The sequence below is a fragment of the Wenzhouxiangella sp. XN24 genome, from assembly GCF_011064545.1.
GTDB lineage: Bacteria > Pseudomonadota > Gammaproteobacteria > Steroidobacterales > XN24 > XN24.
Window position 1 is genome coordinate 54318 of record NZ_JAAMFG010000034.1, and the last position, 15189, is coordinate 69506.

10 protein-coding genes are annotated in these 15189 nt (G+C 64.5%); 9 read left to right on the forward strand and 1 reads right to left on the reverse strand.

Translation table 11 applies throughout. The features are described from left to right. The first annotated feature begins 201 nt into the window (after positions 1-201). Together G6032_RS07985 and G6032_RS07990 are read left to right on the forward strand one after the other, a co-directional pair. A complete protein-coding gene (locus tag G6032_RS07985) occupies positions 202-669 on the forward strand; it encodes a hypothetical protein (protein ID WP_165281624.1) in 468 nt (155 codons plus the stop codon). A 40-nt stretch (positions 670-709) separates the two neighbouring features. Next, a complete protein-coding gene (locus G6032_RS07990; protein ID WP_165281625.1) occupies positions 710-1033 on the forward strand; it encodes a helix-turn-helix transcriptional regulator in 324 nt (107 codons plus the stop codon). A 129-nt stretch (positions 1034-1162) separates the two neighbouring features. Here G6032_RS07990 and G6032_RS07995 read toward each other — a convergent pair whose 3' ends face one another. Next, complete coding sequence (locus G6032_RS07995) at positions 1163-2689, reverse strand: CARDB domain-containing protein (RefSeq protein WP_165281626.1); 1527 nt, start codon at positions 2687-2689, stop codon at positions 1163-1165. Between the two features lie 166 nt (positions 2690-2855). Here G6032_RS07995 and G6032_RS08000 point away from each other — a divergent pair, with 166 nt between their 5' ends. The 7 genes from G6032_RS08000 (at position 2856) to G6032_RS08030 (ending at position 15048) form a co-directional block, all read left to right on the forward strand. Next, on the forward strand, positions 2856-4877 hold the full coding sequence (locus G6032_RS08000; RefSeq protein WP_165281627.1) for a hypothetical protein: 2022 nt from the start codon (positions 2856-2858) through the stop codon (positions 4875-4877). Then, positions 4874-6046 (forward strand): hypothetical protein, encoded by a 1173-nt coding sequence (locus G6032_RS08005; RefSeq protein ID WP_165281628.1) that lies wholly within the window; start codon positions 4874-4876, stop codon positions 6044-6046. The genes G6032_RS08000 and G6032_RS08005 overlap by 4 nt, the downstream gene beginning before the upstream one ends. A 41-nt stretch (positions 6047-6087) precedes the next feature. Beyond that, positions 6088-6744 (forward strand): hypothetical protein, encoded by a 657-nt coding sequence (locus G6032_RS08010; protein WP_165281629.1) that lies wholly within the window; start codon positions 6088-6090, stop codon positions 6742-6744. 285 nt (positions 6745-7029) lie between these two features. Beyond that, entirely contained in the window at positions 7030-9756 is a 2727-nt protein-coding gene (locus G6032_RS08015; RefSeq protein WP_165281630.1) for an HAD-IC family P-type ATPase, read from the forward strand. Positions 9757-9972: 216 nt separating this feature from the next. Then, a complete protein-coding gene (locus tag G6032_RS08020) occupies positions 9973-10347 on the forward strand; it encodes a hypothetical protein (RefSeq protein WP_165281631.1) in 375 nt (124 codons plus the stop codon). A 217-nt stretch (positions 10348-10564) separates the two neighbouring features. After that, entirely contained in the window at positions 10565-12763 is a 2199-nt protein-coding gene (locus tag G6032_RS08025) for a TonB-dependent receptor (protein WP_206211889.1), read from the forward strand. Positions 12764-12924: 161 nt separating this feature from the next. Next, entirely contained in the window at positions 12925-15048 is a 2124-nt protein-coding gene (locus G6032_RS08030) for a 5'-nucleotidase C-terminal domain-containing protein (protein WP_165281632.1), read from the forward strand. Positions 15049-15189 lie beyond the last annotated feature (141 nt).

Sequence of the window (15189 nt, forward strand, 5' to 3'; positions counted from 1 at the left end):
CTGGCTGAAACCCGTGGCGACAACCCGACCCCGGGGCCCAGCGGGGAGCGCTGAACTCTCGAATAGACCAGGACTGTCGCACGGCTGTCGCACCGGGCCGTGCGACAGCCTGGCGTCATGGCGTACCGCTGTCGTTGGCCGTGTAAACTTTCGTCCCTGTAATCGGTTCCGCGCAATCCGGCGCAGTTTCGAGGAACCGAGATGGAACACGATACGCTGCACAGCACTCCGGCCGGCAACCCGGGAGCGTCCCGCATGAAAGTCAGCCTGCGCCACGGCATCGAATGCTGGTTCGACGTCGATGACATCACCATCCGCGTCTGGGGCGCACCCTGGAGCGGGCGGGAGGTCATTAGCGTCCAGGACGCGGCCGGCGAGCGCGTCGTCTCCCAGAAGCGCAACCTGCGGTTCAACTCGCCGCATGAGTTCGAGTACGGCGGACACCTTTACCGGGTGGAGATCCGGCTCAAGTTCGGTGTCGCCGAGATTCGCCTGTTCCGCGACGGCGAACTCATCGACTCGGACCTGCATGACGGGGGCGTGCGCATCAATCTGGAGACCGGGCGGATGAACTGGTCGGCGACGCTGAAGAAAATCCTCCCGGCGCTCGTGCTCGGGGGGCTCGTAGGGGCGGCCTTCGGTTACCTGGTCGGGAGCCTCTTCAAGTGAGCCGCCCCGCAGCTTCCACCCTGCCGTCGGTGCCACGCGGATGAACGTCTCGGCCGATCGTATACGCCAGGCCCGCATCGAGCGTGGCTGGACGCAGCAACAGCTCGCGGAGATCGCGAACCTGAGCCTGCGCACCGTTCAACGGGTCGAAAACCAGGCCGTTGCCTCGAACGAGACCGTCTCGGCGCTGTGCGCGGTGCTGGAGCTGTCGCGCAACGAACTGCTGCTGCAGGATCCGACCCGACCGGAGCACCAGGCCGCTGCGGCGCGCTTGCGACTGTTGCTGCCGATCGCGGTCATGCTCGGCGCGGCGTTGGGGTCCGGTTTGACCGTGCTGTTGATGAGCCTCGGCGGCGCGGGCTAGACCCGCGCCGCCGTGCCAGGCCCTGTCAGAACACCCGCGGCGTCCACTGGCCGGAGCGGAAAGCCTCGATCAGTGCGAGGATCTCGTCGGCCCAGCGCCGTCCATCGGGTAGCTGCTCCAGTATGAGAGCTACTGCGGCCGAGGCGGCCGCGGTGGTTTGTCGCGACCGCGTGGGGCGGTGCCATCGCCGCCGCAACTGGCCGGGACATTCACCGTGATCCTGAACGTGTTGTTGGCTTCATTGCTCTCGGCAATCTGCTTGGCGGGATCGATGTCCACGCGCAGCAGGTGCGAACCGGCGGCAAGAAAAATGTTTCCGCTCACGTTCCGGCTCTGGCCCTTGCCGATGTTCAGGCCGGTGCCCATGTGGAGCTGAGCGGTGGCCGACAGTCGACTGGTGGCCCCCGACGCGTCGACCTGGCCGTCATTCGCGACGTCATATTTCATCCGGAACTGGCAGCCACGCGGCGTGTTCGCCGCAGCATCCGCTTCGGTCAGGTTGAGCACGCCGCCCCAGGGCGCCGCTTGCTGGCCGATCGTCATGCCTTGATGCGAAGTGAGATCCGGCAGGGCGCTCCCGCCGGGAGGCGTTACGGGGACCGCGACGATCGGTGTCATGGCCTGGCAGTTCACGACGTAGCTGTCGCTGGCCGAGCGCGTTTTTTGCCGGTATCGCACCTGCAGTTCAACCGTTTCCGTCGGCGCCAGGCCGAGCTGCGGCTTGGGCTGCATGCCGCTGCCCTGGACGCCCAAGGCCTTGTTCGGCGGCTTGTCCGGCTGCGACGGACCTGCGACATCATGCTGGGCTGACACTGCGCTGACCTGCTTGCCTGCCGCCACGAGCTGCTTTTGCCAGGGTGAAACCGGCTGACCGTTATTCAGGAATCGGTATTCGAGCTCGCCGCCGTTGCCGCTCGTATGGATCGTGCCATTGAAGCTGATCTCCGCGGGACAACGACCCTTGTAATTTTTCGGGTTCGCGGTCACGGCAACGTGGCCGATCGTGAGCGGTTGTGCCTGTATGTTGCCGGGGAGCGGCAGGGCAGGCTTCGGGGTGGTGGGGGTGAGCGCGGCGCAATTAACCCTGAGCGGGTGGGGCTTGATGACGTTCTTCGACTCCATCAGCACGCCGTATTTTCCGGCAAGATCGCGGCACTGGAAACTGAACTGGCTCCAGACCTGGTTGTCGAGCGTCAGCGAGAAGGCCTTGCCGGCTTTACCCTGGCCCTGGCTGTTGCACGCCTGGATCGCATTGGATCGAACCTGCTGGTTCGGCTTCCAGTCGATCGAGATGGGTTTCATGCTGCTGGACCAGGTGCGGTCCCTGTTCGTCAGGTTCTCGTAGACATATTTCCAGGTCAGCCCGTCGCTGACATATTGAAATGGCGCCGCCGAATCGGTCAGCCGATAGGTGATGACCTTGTAGGCATGGGCCCAGACACAGCGCCCACGCGCCTCGGCGTTGAATGTCAGCGAGTTATTGCCTTCCACCTGTGTATAGCTCCCGTTCTCCCCGGTGACCGTCAACTGGGGAAATGGCGAGCGAATATTCATGTCCGCGTATTCGACGGCCTTTGTGGCATGGGCCGTCCCTGTGACAAACAGCGCTGCGAGGGCCACCGCCCGAACGGCCACGGAAACTGTCCTGGGTTTCATTTCTTGCTTCCTTGTGCAGTCATTCTGCTTATGCAGGCGGCGTTGTCGCCCGGGTCGGGACGGTCATGCTGCACCATTTCTTATCGGGGAAGTGTGAACGGGTTCTCGGAAGATTGCAGCAATTCGTGTACAAAGGCGGAAATAATACGCTTGGCAGGGGATGCTTATGCGTGGATTCCTCCTGCTGATATTCGCAGCGATGGCGCCGGCCGTCCACGCGCAAAGTGATATTCCCATCCAGGCGCTCGACCAGCGCAACTTCAGCCTGGCGCTGCCGGAAGCTGCTTTCGGCCAGGAAGGTTCCAGCCTCGCCGTCGATATCTCGGGTTACGATGTGACCGGCTTCAGCCGGATCGACGGGGTTTCCCTCGTCGTCGAGATGGACTCGCCGCTGCCGCCCGGGGAATACCTCGTCACCGTCCTGCAGGTTTTTGCCGACGGCAATGCGGCCGTGTTGCTGGATGCCTTGCTTGGGGTGGCGGAGCCGGACGGCGGCCAGTATTCGCTCAATGGCATGCTGCAGAGCAGCTACCGGGTCGCGGACGGCTCCGGGCAGGCATTCGACGGGACCGACGAGTCGGTCACAAAAGGCAGCTTGTCTTTTGAAGGAGTTCGCACGTCGGGCGCGTTGCGTCTCGGCAGCGCGGTCGACGTCATCTATGACCGTTACAACGCGGCAACCCCGCCCGAGGAACGGTGGCTGTTGCCGGATTACCTGGTATCGGCGACGCGCGACGGAGCGGCGCTGACCTCTTCGCTGAAGATTGGCGGCGTCGGCGTAGGACAGAACGACTTCGTCTTTTCCAGCTTCCGGCGACGTGGTGTGAGCCTGGAAACGGTGGATGTCTCGGAGCGCTTTGCCATCCAGGCCTTTTCGGTTGTCTCGACGCCCCGAAACCTGCTCAGGGGGGAAGAGCTGCTGCCGCGTGAAAGCGATGACCGGGCAAGCGGTGTCACCGCCTCGATCTCGCTGCTGGATGATCGGCTGCGATTCAAGGGTGGACTGGTCGATGGCCGCACGAGCCTGAGCGGGGCGGGATTCAACAACTTCGGCGACCCCGCGGTCTACGGCGGCGAGACCTGGAACGCCGGCCTCCAATCCACGCTCGTCGATGGTGGCATCGAGATCTCCCTGGAGCGCGCAGGATCACGCTTCGACGCGGACGGAATCGGCCTCGGCGAGTCCGCCCGGGGTGGTGACGCCGAGCGTGCAACGGTCGTTTTTTCATCTGCCGGAGGTTTCGGGAACGGGCCGTTCGCATACTGGTCCATGCAACTCGAGCATCGGGAGGTGGGGATCGACTTCTACAGTCTCGGCAATATGTCCCTCCCTGGAAATCTCCGCGTACAGAGCGCTTACCTCCAGGCCGGCTTCCGTGACTTCGCCGTCGATCTCGACTTCGCCCGCGAGCGCAGCAATCCCGACGACGCACCTTCGCTGGCTTCGCAGACGCTGGACCGGGCCGGGATCAACTTCGTCTATACGCCAGGCATGCTCGAGCTGTCCAGAGCGCCCTGGCGCTGGCTGGGTGCACCGTCGCTGAATACCTGGTTTTACCGCATGGACAGCAGCCAGCCCGATACCGATGCGGTGCTGGTCGGTTTCGACGTCGATAACACGACGGAAGAGGCGGGCATCGGCTTGTCCTTTGCGAAAGACCGGTTGACCTGGGCGCTGCAAGTCGGCCTGATCGATTACACGGACCGCAGTGTCGCGGTTTTCGACGGCCCGTTCCTGCTCTACGAGCCGCCATCGGACAGCCGCAACGTGCAGGTGTCACTGCAAATGAGCTGGGTACCCACGGAGAGGACCACGCTCGATGCCTTCGTGCAGAACAACCAACTTGACGAGAGCGAATCGAACAATGCTTACCGCAACCGGGTCTACGGCGTCGGCGGTTCGTTCGTTCTGTTGCCGGACAAGCTTTCCGCGCGCGCGAGTGTCAGTATCGGACGTGACCAGAACAGTTTCGGCAACCCCCTGTTCCTCGATGAACGACTCCGCTCGCGTGTTGCCGACCTGCAACTCATCTGGCATGCCGTCGCGGCGCGCGACAGCCGCCCCGGCTTGCGGCTGACATTGAGCGGCAACTATGCGCGTAACGAGGACCTGGCCTGGCTGGTGGACGACGAACTCTGGTCCGTGATCATCGGCGCCCAGCTCGACTGGAGGAGAGACCGGCCATGAGACATCGTATGCTCAAGACATTGCTCGGCCTGGTCATGGCCCTCCATGGCATGGCGGGACTGGCAGAGCTCGCCGACATCCGCGCTACGCCGGCGCAACTGACGCTTCTCGCCGCCAGCAATAACGTGGTCCAGGTGCGCTGGCAAGTGGCCACCACCCCGGATCATACGTCCGGTGTCTTTTCGCCGCCGGCCGCGATTCTCGATCCCTCCACGGGAGGCATACTGCAGCGCGTAGATACCTCCCTTGAGGCCGCCGGCACCGGGCCGTTCGTGCTGAGGGAAACGTTGCGGCTCGATGCAGGTACCGTCAGGGGATGGTTGGACGAAGGCATCCAACGTGTCGTCCTGGAGCGCAGTTTTGCGGACGACGTGGGCCGGGCCAGGGTCGCCCGGGTCGTGCTCCGGCTGAGCGGAAGCCGGCTTCAGTCGATCCGCGAAGGCGCGCCGAGCGAGCTCGAAGTCGTTTCGCTGCGACTTGAATTCGAGACCGGCAACAATACGGCCATCGTCGCGCCGGAGACGTCCCTCCAGGCTGCGCTCACGGTGCAACATACCGGCACGGGCGTGCTGCGTGGTCGCTGGCAGATTGCGGAGCCGGGCAGTTCAGAGGTGGTCCCGGTGTTCCGGACGCTGGCGCTCGTGAACGCCCAGGTCCGGGCCGGCCAGAGAAGCTACTATCGCAGCCCGGTCCTGCCGACCGGGCAAGCGGGCATCTATGCGTTGCGCTTCTGTGTTTCCAACCCCGACCTGGCCGACCCCGGAGATGATCTGCAATGTCCGGACTCCACGCAAATCGTCTATGGCAGCTACCAGGTCCAGCCACAGGACACTTCGCGCCCTGTGCGCATCCGTGGGCTGGCGCCGGATCGCTCGCGCGCCGGACCCGAAACGCCGTTTCGATGGGATGCCGTCCGCTCCGCCGCAACGTACCAGTTCCAGGTCTTCGAGTTCGCACTGCATACCGGGGAGGGCGACCCGGTGCCGCCCCGCTTCGTCGGTGGAGTGCTGATACCCGGAGAGGCGAACCACACGCCGCTCGGCGCCAGCCTGGTCAACAAGCTGGTTCCCGGAGAGCGGTACCTGTGGCGAGTCACCGCGCATGATGAAACCGGCCGCACCGTCGGTTCCAGTGTCGAGGCCACGTTTATATTCGGTCTCGCCGACTAGAGAGTCGCTCCGAGCGACCAATACACAGAGAGGAAAGTGATATGCATGGTATTCAGAGAAAATCCTGGATGAAATCAATGGCCGGAGGATTATGGGCGCCGGCCGTCCTCGTGATGCTGGCCGCACCGCTCACGACAATGGCCGACGAACGCGCTGTCGCGCCCCCTGAGAAGAAGCCTGAGCCGATTGGGCTGTTGCTGCCGGCAGTACAGAAAGCTCAGCCCGAGACCTCAGGCGAAGAGGCGAAGCCTGCGCCTCGAGGGATTCAGGCTACACCGCAGCGCGGCATCGAGCCGGATGAAATCGATGCGCCAGCACGTGCCCGCGCGGGCAGCGCCGCCCCGTCTGGGAAAGTAATCGACAAGAGTTCGCCGTTGCTCATGAAGAGTGCGGGCGGGGGTGGGGGCGCCGGCAAAGTGTCCGTCCAACAGATGATGGCGAAGCTGAAGCCGCGCCAGGCGATGTCCGTGGCGCCCCGCCCCGGCTCCGGCGCCGGGGCGGCGACATCGGTCCAGGCGCGGCCCACCGCGCCGCCCAGGTACGAGATCGCGGACTGCGGCACGCCGTCGAGTCCGATGATTTGCTGTCACCACGAGGCGGGCGACGGGTCCAGCTGCAACCTGTTCAAGATCCTCTGCGGAAACGCCGGCGGGACGGCGCAGGGTGACGGAGAATCGGCGGCCTGCTCCGACTGGTAAGCATTACCTGCAAAGCCGCATTTTTTGCGGCCGACCCGTTCGAGGCCGCTCCTGACAAGAGCGGCCTCGTCATTTTCGACACCCCGAAGCGGCGTGAGCGGCCTGCAGTTTCGACTACTACACTTTGAGCAGACTGCACCCCGGCGCTTTCCGGATGTCTCGAGGTGTCTGCCATTCGAACAGAGGTAAGCGAAGGCCGCGTCCGACAATTAATGGCGCCAGGATCGCTGAGCCAAGCTGGGGGTTCATTCTCGTGGCGTCCGGCAATGAACGGAACGGAAAGCCTTGACTGATTCGGGCCTCCCCGCGCCAGACGACCTGGCTGAAAGGTCGTGGCACGCCCTGTCCGCTGATGAGGCGGTCGCGGAGCTCGACACCGATGATGGGGGGCTGAAGGACGAAGAGGCCGAACGCCGTCGAGAGGCGTTCGGGCCGAACAAGCTTCCGGAGCGCAAGCGGGAGACGCTGCTCCAGACCTTCCTGCGACAGTTTGCGGATCCCTTGATCTACATCCTGCTCACGGCCGGACTGGTGTCGCTTGCACTGGGTAACATCGAGGACGCGGCTTTCATCTTCGCCGTCCTGCTGTTCAATGCGGGCCTGGGGACGTACCAGGAATACAAGGCCGAGAGCGCTGCGCAGTCGCTGCAGAAAGTGATGCGCATCACGGCGCAGGTCACCCGTAACGGCAAGCGCCGCAAGATCGATAGCACTGAAGTGGTGCCGGGCGATATCGTGTCGGTCAAGTCCGGCGCCTCGGTCCCGGCGGACATCAGGCTGCTGCACTCGCAAGACTTGCGCGCGGACGAGTCCCTGTTGACGGGCGAGTCCGTGCCGGTCGAGAAGAAGGCGGGAGCAGAGCTCGAGGAGGACACCGCCCTCGGCGACCGGGCGACGCTGCTCCACGCTGGAAGCAATATCACCAGTGGTCGCGGCAAGGGGGTCGTCTGTCGCACCGGCCCCATGACCGAGCTCGGGCGGATCGCCGAGTCGCTCAGCGAGGAAGAGCAGGTGCCGCCGCTGGTGATCCGCGTGCGTCGTTTCACCCGGGTGATCGCGGTGGCCATCTTGTTGATCATCATCGTCCTTGGCGCGATCCAGGCGCTGCGCGGTGACGAGCTGACGCAGATCTTCTTCCTGGCGGTGGCGCTGGCTGTCTCGGCGATTCCTGCCGGCTTGCCCGTGGCGATCACCGTCGCACTTTCGATCGGCTCGAACCGCATGGCCGAGCGCAACGTCATCGTCCGCAAGCTGCCGGCGGTCGAGGGCCTCGGCGCGTGTACCCTGATAGCCAGCGACAAGACCGGGACCCTCACCGAGAATAAGCTGACCGCGAACCGGATTCGGCCGATCGAAGGCGAGGACGTCGAGGTCAGCGGCGCCGGCTATGTGGCGGAGGGTGAGTTCACCCGCAACGAAGGCGATATCGACCTCGAAGAAGAGAACTGGCTGAAAGAGCTGGTGGTCAGCGGGGCGCTCTGCAACGAAGCCGGCTATGAAGTCGAGGACGACGAAGTCCAGGTGAGCGGAGATACCGTGGACGTGGCCTTCCTCGTGCTGGCGCGCAAGCTTGGCCTGACACGCGATCGCCTGCTGGAAGACCATCCAGAGGTCGGTGGCATTCCTTTCGAGTCCGAGCGTCGTTTCGCCGCCAGCTTCAATCGCCACGACGACAGGATCGTGGCGCATGTGAAAGGCGCGGCGCAGACGCTGGCCCGGATGTGCGATGTCGACGAGGAGGCCGTGCGCGAGCGCGAGGAGCAGCTCGCAAAGGATGGCTACCGGGTGCTCGCCGTCGCCGCGGGCGAGGTCGACAGGGAGACCGCCGAGGAGGCAGACCCCGATGCTCTTGGCAGCCTGCACTTCCTGGGACTCGTCGGACTCATCGACCCCGTCCGCGAGGAGGTGCCGGGCGCCGTCAAGGCCTGCCAGGACGCCGGCGTCGAGGCGCGCATGGTCACCGGAGACCACCCGAGCACGGCGCTCGCGATCGGTCGCCAGTTGCACATGGCGGACGACGCGGACGAGGTCATCACCGGCGAGGAAATCAGTCAAGCGGAGGAGGGGGACGACGGCAATGCAGCCGACCGGATCCGCCAGGCTAAGATCTATGCTCGCGTCGAACCCCGGCAGAAAGTGACGATCATCGAGGCGCTGCAGGACGCGGGCCACTTCGTCGCCGTCACTGGAGACGGCGTGAACGATGCGCCGGCGCTGCGCGGGGCGCATATCGGCGTGGCGATGGGCGAGAGTGGCACCGACGTGGCGCGCAATGCCGCCGACCTGATCCTGACCGACGACAACTTCGCCTCGATCGTGAACGGCATCGAGGAAGGTCGGATCGCCTACGACAACGTCCGCAAGGTGATCTGGCTGCTGATATCGACCGGCGTGGCCGAGCTGGTGCTGTTCACGCTGTCGGTTATTTTCAACACGCCACTGCCGCTGACGCCTGTCCAGCTGTTGTGGCTGAACCTCGTTACCAACGGCATCCAGGACGTCGCGCTCGCTTTCGAGAAAGGCGAGCCGGGCGTACTCAAGCGGCGGCCGAGGGATCCGGACGAGCGCATTTTCAACCGTCTCATGATCGAGGAGGTGTTGACTTCGGGGCTGTACATGGGACTTGTCGGCTTCGCCGTGTTCTGGTTCCTCACCGCACAGATGGGCTACGAAACCTTCGATGCCCGCAACCTGTTGCTGCTCCTGCTGGTGCTGTTCGAGAACGTGCATGCCTTCAACGTGCGCTCCGAGACCCGGTCCGCCTTTCGGATCCCGCTCAGCGCGAACCGGTTGCTGGTCGGTGCCGTCGTCGTTTCGCAGGGTGTGCACATCGCCTCGATGTTCATCCCGGGCTGGGGCGGGGTGCTCGATATTGAACCCGTAGCCTTCACGACATGGGTGATCCTGCTCGCCATCACGCTGAGCAAGTTCCTTGTCGTGGAGGCTTACAAGGCGTTCCGGGGTCGCTTGTTGGCCGAGCAGATCTACCAGCGTTCTTCACGCATGGTGTGATGTTGTCAACGTGCAGGCGGCGCCATCGCCCGCGTGGCGTTGGGAATTCCGGTCGCTGGGAGAAAGGCTTGATTCCGGACTGATGGAATACGACGTGTCAGCCGGGCCACGCCGGGCCGGGGCCTACCAGCGCCCGCCGACGCGTATAAAAAATTTGTAATTTAGAGTAATCTGAATTTCAGTCTGCATCGTGTCGACCGCCGCGAGACTCTGCTGTTGTCCCAACTTCACCGCTTCCGACAACCCTGTCCCGGCGTGACGCTGCTGGTCCTGGTCCTATGCGCCCGGGCGCTCGTGCCGGAGGGTTTCATGCCCGCCCAGGGCGCGCTGGTCGAGCTCTGTACGGAGCATGGCCTGCAACGGGTGCTGGTGGATCCCCAGACCGGCGAGGTTCTCGGGCAGGATGAAGGGGCCGCTTCACCGACCTGCCCCTGGTCTCTCATGCTCCCCACGCTGGCGCCGCCGGCAAGCCCGAGCGAGACATCGGTTGTATCCACGGGGCGCGATCATGCTTCAGGCTCGACGCGTCTCGAGCTGGCGTCCGAAACCACTGTCATCCCTCCCGCACGCGGTCCGCCAAGCCTCACCTGACTCGTGGTCCACGGCGACCCGGCGCGCAGACCTTGCGCCGGCGCGACGCCGTCCTGTCGAGCAGCCCTGCAGCTGCTCGTCGCACGCTGTAAATAGAGGACTGGATATGATTCCGCGCTCCTTTTCGGTCGGCCGACTGATGCTGGCCTTTTCGCTGCCTCTGGCGGCAGGCCCCGCCTTTGCTCAACCGGAGGCTGATGACTCGGAAACCGGCGAGTTGACCAAGACTTCCACCGCCACACTTACGTCGATCGAGGTTGAAGGCCGGAGAATGCAGGAGCGTCAGCTCGGCGCCGTCGATGTCGGAGCTGAGACGCTGCGGCGGCTCCGGTCGGCAACCAGTGACTCCGCGAGCCTGTTGCACGATGTGCCGGGTCTCAATCTGAATGCGGCCGGCGGGGTCTCGAGCCTCCCGTCCATCCGCGGCCTTGCCGACGACCGCCTGCGAATCAAGATCGACGGCATGGACCTGATCGCTTCCTGCCCTAACCACATGAACCCACCGTTGTCCTATGTCGATCCGAGCAACGTGGGCGTCGTGAGAGCCTTTGCCGGGATTTCTCCGGTGAGCGTGGGCGGCGACAGTATCGGCGGGACCATTTCAGTGGAGACGCTGGCCCCGGAATTTGCTGCACCCGGGGAAGACCACAGCAGCGAGGGCGAGCTGGGCACCTTCTATCGCAGCAACAACGGAGCCTTCGGCGGCAACGCCTCTGCGAGCTACGCTACCCCGACGACGAGCATCCGCTACGACGGCAGCTGGAGCCAGGCGGACAACTACACGGCCGGGGGCGACTTCAAGACCGACGTGGCCACCGGCCGCCCCGGCCACACGCTGCCGCTGGACGAAGTCGGATCGACCGCCTACGAGACTCGCAATCACACGCTCGGGATGGCGTTCAAGAACGGCGGCAACCTGTTCGATGTCGAACTCGGCTACCAGGATATGCCGGAGCAGCTTTATCCGAACCAGCGCATGGACCTCCTGGACAACGAGCAGAAGCGTATCAACCTGGGTTGGAGCGGCGCCTTTTCCGGCGGCGGCCTGAAAGCGCAGCTCTATCATGAGCAGGTGGAACATGTCATGGATTTCGGGCCCGACAAGCGTTTCTGGTACGGCGGTCTTTCCCAGCCGCCGGCTGCCCCGGAGGTGGGGACTCCATGCGCGCCGCTGGGCTTTTTGACCTGTGCGGCCGGCATGCCGATGTTCAGCGAGGGCGACACCACCGGCGCCTCGCTCAAGGCGCGCTTCGACCTTTCACCGGCCGACCTGGTGCGAACCGGCGTGGAATATCAGCGCTACCGCCTCGATGACTTCTGGACCGCGTCCGGTGGCGCCATGTGGCCGGGCACATTCCTCAACATCAACAGTGGGGAACGCGACCGCATGGCGTTCTATGCCGAGCGCGAGACGCAGATCGACGCTCGCTGGCTGGCGTCGGCGGGGGTGCGTGTCGAGCGGGTGGACACCGATGCGGGTGATGTCGAAGGCTATGCGACTACCATGCCGTCGCCGGGCAACCAGATCGCTGAGGCGGCAGCATTCAATGCCCGAGACCGGGAACGCACCGATCACAACGTCGATTTGACGGCCCTGGCGCGTTACCGGCACAGCGACGGGCTCGATATCGAGCTTGCGGCGGCGCGCAAGGTTCGCTCGCCCAACCTTTACGAGCGCTATGCCTGGTCGAGCTGGCCGATGGCCGCGGTCATGAACAACCTGGTGGGCGACGGCAACGGCTACGTCGGGGACCCGGATCTTGAAGCGGAGACTGCGTACAAGTTCTCGGCGACCTTCGACTGGCATGCGAAAGATGGCAGCTGGGAATTCAGCGCCACGCCGCATTACTCGCGTGTCGAGGATTACATCGACGCCGTGGCTTTCGATTCGACGGGGTTCCAGGTCGGGCAATTCAACGTTCTGCAATACGACAACCAGTCGGCGCGCCTGTTCGGTATCGACCTGGCCGGGAAGATGGTGCTGGCCGACGATGCCGGGGGTACATGGGGATTGAACGGCCTCGTCAATTACACCGACGGCGAAAACCGCGACACTGGCGATGGGCTGTACAACATCATGCCGCTGAACGCACGGTTCACGCTCACTCACCAGCATGGCGGGTGGGATAACGCTTTGGAATGGGTGCTGGTGGACAACAAGGATGAGGGCTCGGCCGTGCGCAACGAGATCCGGACGGGCGGCTACGGGCTGGTGCATCTGCGCGCCAGCCACAGATGGAAGCGCATCCGGCTCGATTTCGGCGTGGAGAACCTGTTCGACAAGTTTTATTTCCTGCCGACGGCCGGCGCTTATCTCGGGCAGGGCACCACGATGCAAATCAATGCGATCAGCTGGGGCACGGCCGTCCCCGGCATGGGGCGATCGATTTACGCCGGGGTGACCATCAGCTTCTGAACCGGCTCGCAGTGAGCCTCCCGCGTCATGTCTCTGCAATCAAGGTGTGACTCCAACGTCACGCGGCGTCGCTACTTTGCCGCGTAGTCCTGCGGTCATCTCGCTCTTCGCAACAACGAAAGATGAGGGGCTGCACCCCACCGGAATTGGAGACAAGACACATGGCCTCGATCGTGTTCCCCGACGCGCCGAATTCTCTTCGCAACGTCGCGCTGGCGCTTGCGGCAACATTATTACTTACCGCCTGCGAGGGTGACGATGGCGCTGCAGGCGCCCCAGGCGCCGACGGCGCTGACGGAACGCCGGGGGCCGCGGGTGCGCCCGGACCAGCGGGAGGACCCGGCCCGGCGGGCGACGCCGGCTTCAACTCGCTCAGTAACACGATCGAAATTCCAATCGGCGACGCCCAGTGCCCGGGCGGGGGGCTGGCTTTGCAGACCGGCCTGGATACGAACCGCAACAACGCCCTCGACGCCGGGGAAGTACAGGCCACCACGACGATCACGTGCGAGACCAGCGCTGTCGCGTTCACGCTTTCGATCCTGCATGCCAACGACGGCGAATCGAAGGTCATCAGCGACACCGACTTTGGCGGTCTCGATCGCTTCGGCGCCCGGTTGCTGCAGCTCCGCGATGAAGCGACCGCATTCGATCCCGGCAACGACACGCCGCGCGGCGCGATCACGGTGACCTCCGGTGACAACTTCCTCGCCAGTCCGGCCATCACCGCGGGCTTCGAGAACCACGATGCGGGCGGCCGGATCTACGATGCCATTGCGCTCGACTATCTCCGTTTCGATGCCATGGCCATCGGCAACCACGACCTGGACTTCGGACCGGATCGCATGGCCGACTTCATCGGCGACCACGTCGGCAGCCAGGTGCCGTTTCTCAGCGCCAATCTCGACTTCAGCAATGAGACTGCCGAGCTGCAGGCCCTCGTCGCGGCCGGCAGGATCGCCTCGAGCGTCGTCGTCCAGACCGCAGGCGAAGAGGTCGGCATCATCGGCGCGACCACCGAAGGACTGCCGTTCATCAGCTCGCCGCGAGACATCATCATCGGCGACGTGGCTGCGGCGGTGCAGGCTGAGATCGATGCGCTGACCGCCGCGGGCGTAGACAAGCTCGTGCTCATCTCGCACCTGCAGAGCATTGACGAGGAGCTCAGCCTTATCGCCGGGCTGACCGGCGGCATCGACATCGTCATCGCCGGTGGCGGTGACGAACTGCTTGCCAATGACGACGATCTCCTGGTTCCCGGCGACACCGCCTCGGGGACGTATCCGTTGGTCGCGACGGATGCGGACGGCCGCGAAGTGCCGGTCGTAACCACGTCCGGGGACTACGAGTACATCGGTCGTCTCGTGGTGCATTTCGATTACGAAGGCGAGATCCTCGAGATCGACGATGCGAGCGGCGTCGTGCGAGTGGCCGGCGGCGCGGAGCCTGACGCGGTGTTCCCGGACCCGTTCATCCTCCAGCAGGTCGTCGAGCCCGTGGCGGCTTTCCAGGCCGACCTGGCCGCCAATCTCATCGTCACGCCGGCCAGCTGCGAGGTCGATCTCGATGGCACGCGCGGCCAGGTGACAAGCACCCCGTTCGCCATCGTCACCCCCGGCGTGCGGAACTCCGAGACCAACGAGGGCAGCCTCATCGCGGATGCCCTGCTCTGGCAGAGCCAGCAGCTCGCGGCCGGCTTCGGTGCGCCCGTGCCGGTCGTCGGAATCCAGAACGGCGGCGGTATCAGGAACAACGACGTCATTCCCTGCGCCTCGGCGGGCCTGAACGAACTCGACACCTTCGACATGGTGCCGTTCTCCAACTTCGTCTCGATCATCGAGATCCCGCGCGCCCAGTTCAAGGAAGTCATGGAGAACGCCGTATCGCGCATCGAGAACGGCGACGGCCGCTTCGCCCAGGTCGCGGGCTTCTCCTTCAGCTTCGACCGTGACGGGACGGCGCAGATCCTGGACGCTGATGGCAATGTCATCACGCCGGGCAGCCGCATAGTGGACCTGTCGCTCGACGACGGCACGGTCATCGTGGCCAACGGCGTGGTCCAGGCCGGCGCGGATATCGCCATCGCGACGATCGACTTCCTCGCGCGTGGCGGGGACCAGTATCCCTACCGCGGCGCGCCATTCACCAACATCGGCGTAAGCTACCAGCAGGCGGTGCTCAACTACGTGGTTTCGCCGGCTGCCGACGGTGGGCTCGAGGGCGCCATCCTGGCGGTGGACTATCCGGAAGGTGGCAGCGGTCGAATCACTGACGTCACCCCGTAATTTTGTATGCGCCCGGCGCCGGGGAACCGGCGCCGGGCGCATACGTTTCCAACCATCGAAGTTGCTGCAAACCGCGTTCCCGCAGCGCGCCGAGACGCTGCAGCCGCATCCCCTGGCTTGCTGAGCCGACAACGTCGCATA